This window comes from Mesorhizobium sp. P5_C1 (assembly GCF_054049815.1).
Map to the genome: position 1 here is coordinate 1 of NZ_JBFULQ010000543.1, position 3,595 is coordinate 3,595.

The 3,595-nt window shown below is 63.4% G+C and carries 6 protein-coding genes; 3 read left to right on the top strand and 3 right to left on the bottom strand.

Annotation, left to right across the window (positions count from 1 at the left end; all coding sequences use genetic code 11):
- The coding region (locus tag ACXJ7R_RS27530) for a YbaY family lipoprotein (RefSeq protein WP_457154576.1) at positions 1-807 on the top strand (807 nt) is incomplete at its 5' end.
- A 108-nt stretch (positions 808-915) separates the two neighbouring features.
- On the opposite strand, the gene ndk is transcribed toward ACXJ7R_RS27530, so the two are convergent.
- Positions 916-1,338, bottom strand: a complete 423-nt coding sequence (gene ndk / locus ACXJ7R_RS27535) for a nucleoside-diphosphate kinase (protein WP_457154577.1) — start codon at positions 1,336-1,338, stop codon at positions 916-918.
- Positions 1,339-1,469: 131 nt separating this feature from the next.
- Between ndk and ACXJ7R_RS27540 the strand changes: the two genes are divergently transcribed.
- Positions 1,470-1,904: a DUF2934 domain-containing protein gene (locus tag ACXJ7R_RS27540; RefSeq protein WP_457154578.1), complete on the top strand. Its 435-nt coding sequence runs from the start codon at positions 1,470-1,472 to the stop codon at positions 1,902-1,904.
- 83 nt (positions 1,905-1,987) lie between these two features.
- Here ACXJ7R_RS27540 and ACXJ7R_RS27545 read toward each other — a convergent pair whose 3' ends face one another.
- Positions 1,988-2,677 carry a glutathione S-transferase family protein gene (locus ACXJ7R_RS27545; protein ID WP_457154579.1) on the bottom strand — a complete coding sequence of 230 codons (690 nt, stop codon included), beginning with the start codon at positions 2,675-2,677 and terminating at the stop codon, positions 1,988-1,990.
- 60 nt (positions 2,678-2,737) lie between these two features.
- Here ACXJ7R_RS27545 and ACXJ7R_RS27550 point away from each other — a divergent pair, with 60 nt between their 5' ends.
- Entirely contained in the window at positions 2,738-3,250 is a 513-nt protein-coding gene (locus tag ACXJ7R_RS27550; RefSeq protein WP_457154580.1) for a DinB family protein, read from the top strand.
- Between the two features lie 24 nt (positions 3,251-3,274).
- Here the strand turns inward: ACXJ7R_RS27550 and ACXJ7R_RS27555 are convergent.
- Positions 3,275-3,595, bottom strand: a 321-nt coding sequence (locus tag ACXJ7R_RS27555; RefSeq protein ID WP_457154581.1) for a LysR substrate-binding domain-containing protein, incomplete at its 5' end; no start/stop codon positions are given.

Sequence of the window (3,595 nt, forward strand, 5' to 3'; positions counted from 1 at the left end):
TGGTCAGCCTGGGCATTGGCAGCCCGGGCGAGGGAGATGGTCATGCTGGACAGGATCGCGGAGTTCTTCGTCTTCGGTTTCGTGCCTCTGGTCGTCGGCATATTGGCCGTGCCGGAACTGTCTGCTGCCGCCGAAAATGCCGTGCGGGGCGAGGTGATCTATCGCGAGCGCATCGCCTTGCCGCCCAGTGCCGTGCTCTCCGTGCAGCTTGCCGATGTCTCGCTGGCCGACGCGCCGGCCACGATCATCGGCGAGCAGAATATGAAGCCGGCCGGCCAGGTGCCGATCAGCTTCGAGATCAAATTCGATCCCTCCGTCATCCGGTCGCAGATGACCTACGCCTTGCAAGCCCGCATTACCGTCGACGGCAAGCTCCTGTTCATCTCCGATATGCGCCATCAGGTCGATCCGCTGACCGACGTGCCGCAGACCATCATGCTGAAGATGGTCACGCCGAGCGCCGAGCAGACGGCTTCTGTCATTGGTCAGATCTGGCTGGTCGACTATGTCGACGGCATTGGCGCCATCGCCGCGCCGCAAGCCACGTTCAGGATCAGCGAGGCCGGTAAGGCGGGCGGCAGCGGTCCCTGCAACACCTATTTCGCCACCGCCAAGGTCGAAGGCCAGGCGATCGCGATCAGGGACATCGGTTCGACCTACAAGGCCTGCGCGCCCGAGGTGATGGCTGAGGAGAAGGCGCTGTTCGATGCATTGACCAAGGCGGCGTCATACAGCGTCGGCGACGGCAAGCTCGTCATATCGGACAAGGATGGCCGTGAGATCCTGCGCTTCAGCGCCGCAAGCTGATGCCCGGTCCGGCGTCACCCCGGCGCGGCGAGAGCCGATCGTTGCGTCAATGAAAAAGGCCGGCGAGACGCCGGCCTTTTTACAGGGTCCAAGGTCTGGACTGTCGTGTCAGCCGACGATCTCGGTGTCCGAGAACMAGTACTTGATCTCTTCTGCTGCCGTCTCCGGCGCATCGGAGCCGTGCACCGAGTTCTCGCCGATCGACAGCGCATGCACCTTGCGGATGGTGCCTTCGGCGGCATTGGCCGGGTTGGTGGCGCCCATCACTTCGCGGTTCCTGGCAATGGCGTTCTCGCCTTCCAGCACCTGCACGATGGTCGGTGCCGACGACATGAACTCCACCAGCTCGCCGAAGAACGGACGGTCCTTGTGGACGGCATAAAAGCCTTCCGCCTCACGACGGCTCATCCAGACCCGGCGCGAGGCGATGACGCGCAAGCCGGCCTCTTCCAGCATCCTGGTGATGGCGCCGGTGAGGTTGCGCCGGGTAGCGTCCGGCTTGATCATGGAAAAGGTGCGTTCGAGCGCCATGGGTCGTCCTTGTGATGAGAATGGAATTGAGAGTGGCGGGCTCTATACAAGCCGCCCGGCCCATTGCCAAGGGGTGAGGCCAAAGGGGCGAGGGACGGTCCGCGAAGCGGACAGAAAGCCAATTCCGAGCAATGAACGCCCGGAGCGATGTGAAGGGCCGGAGCAACTGTGCGTTTCTGTGTCAGGCCGGCGCCGATGAGGCGGACTCAGCAGGCGAGATCGGATGGCTGTCATGCGATGCTTTGCTTGCTATAGTTGCGTGTCGGCGCCGCGCTGAAGTCGGCCCGAAGGGAGACAACATGATCATGGCAGACGATCGGCAGGAACGCATTCGCAACCGCGCGCATCAGATCTGGCTGGAAGAGGGACAACCGGCCGGTCAGCATGATCGCCATTGGCATCAGGCGGTAGCCGACATCGACCAGGAGGATGCCGGGGGGAAGTCGGCAGCCAAAAAGGCAGCTGGCGCCGGCAAGGCAAAAGCCGCTCCCAAGGCAAAAGCCGCCCCCAAGGTGGCGAAGCCTGCCACAAAGACCAGCACGCCAAAAAAAGCGGCAGCCAAGTAGGCTTGGCTATCTCGCAGCTGGCCTTCCCCGCAAGGGATTGACAGCCTGCGTGGCTGCCCAGCGCCAGGTCAGGCGCGACGGCGTCACGCCGCCGCCACCTTTCGTGCCAGCCCGCCGTGCAGGTCGAGGCAGCGGGCGAACCATTGCGCCACCACGTCGCTGTCGTCGAGCAGCTGGTAGGGCGAGGCTATGCGCGCCCATTGCAGGGCGCCAAAAACGATGTAGTCGGCGAACAGCGGCGACGCGCCGCCAATATAGGGCTGGTAGCCGAGCATTGAGCGCAGCGGCTCCAATGCAGTGCGGAATGTTGCCAGCCCGGCGTCGCGCGCGGTGACGATATCCTCCAGCTTCCTGCCAAGGCATTGCTCGCGGCTCTGGCGGAAATAAGCGGCGTTCTCCTCGTCCTGCATGACGTGGAGGTCGATGATCGCCGCGGTGGTGACATAGGGATGGATGGTCAGCTGCGACCAGCGTTCGATGAAGCGCGCCATCGCCTTGCCGCCTTCGCCGCCAAACAGCGTCGGCCGATCCGGATAGGCTTCGTCGAGATAGAGCGCGATGGCGAAGGAATCGGCGACGACCGTCTCGCCGTCGCGGATCACCGGAACGGCTTTCGAAACGCCGCCCTCGACAGCGGGCACCTCGAGAAAGCGCGTCGGTGCGGTCGAAATGTCGAGCCCCTTGTGCGCAAGCGCCATCGCCACCTTCCAGCAATGCGGGCTGAACGGACGGCCAGCGTCGCGTCCGACGAGGTCATAGAGCAGAATGGTCATTGGCGTTGGGGCCCTCGCGGGTTAGGTAGGCCCCGCATCGATGCGAGCCGAGGGGAAGCCATGAGACAGCATTTCATGATGTTTGCGGCCTATAATCAATGGGCCAACAACCGCATCTATGATGCCGCGGCCGAACTCGACGAAGAGGAATTCAACCGCAATGTCGGCGCCTTCTTCGGCTCGATGATGGGTACGCTCAACCACCTGCTGACAGCCGACCGCATCTGGATGAAGCGCTTCACCGGCGAGGGCGACGCGCCGACGACGCTGGATGCCGTCCTGCACCGGGGCTTGCCCGGCCTGCGGATGGCGCGTGAAGCCGAGGACAAGAGGATCATCGACTGGGTCGGCGGCCTCAGCGACAAGGCTTTGACGGGCCGCTTCACCTATATGACGGTCTCGGACATGCGCACGGTCTCGCAGAGGCTGGCGCCGGCGCTCGATCATGTCTTCAACCACCAGACACATCACCGCGGCCAGGCGCACACGATCCTGACCATCCTGGGACGGCCAAGCCTGGGTCTGGATCTGATGCTCTTCCAGCGCACCGAGGAGGGCAGGGCTTTCGCCTGATCCCTGTTGGGGGCTGATCGAAGTTCAGCCGGCGGTCTCGCTGTCCAACTGGTTCTGCGTCAGTGCGGCTTCGGCTGCGATCCACTGCTTGAACAGCGATACCTTGCGAGCGTGCAGCGTCTTGTCGGGGCAGACGAAATACCACCCCGCCGTATTCGGCTGGTGCACCTTGAATGGAGCCAMCAGCCTTTCGGCCCGGATATCGCTGGCCATATAGGCACGATTGGCTACGGCGAATCCCAGTCCGGCGCTAGCCGCCTCGTAGGACATCATGCAGGAATCGAAATAGATGCTTTTGGTCTCCCGGAGCACGAAGCCGGCGCCGGCGAAGTCGAGCCATGATTG

Coding starts and splice junctions, on each gene's coding strand:
- ACXJ7R_RS27540 (WP_457154578.1), top strand. CDS start 1,470: ATGAACGCCCGGAGCGATGTGAAGGGCCGGAGCAACTGTGCGTTTCTG.
- ACXJ7R_RS27545 (WP_457154579.1), bottom strand. CDS start 2,677: ATGACCATTCTGCTCTATGACCTCGTCGGACGCGACGCTGGCCGTCCG.
- ACXJ7R_RS27550 (WP_457154580.1), top strand. CDS start 2,738: ATGAGACAGCATTTCATGATGTTTGCGGCCTATAATCAATGGGCCAAC.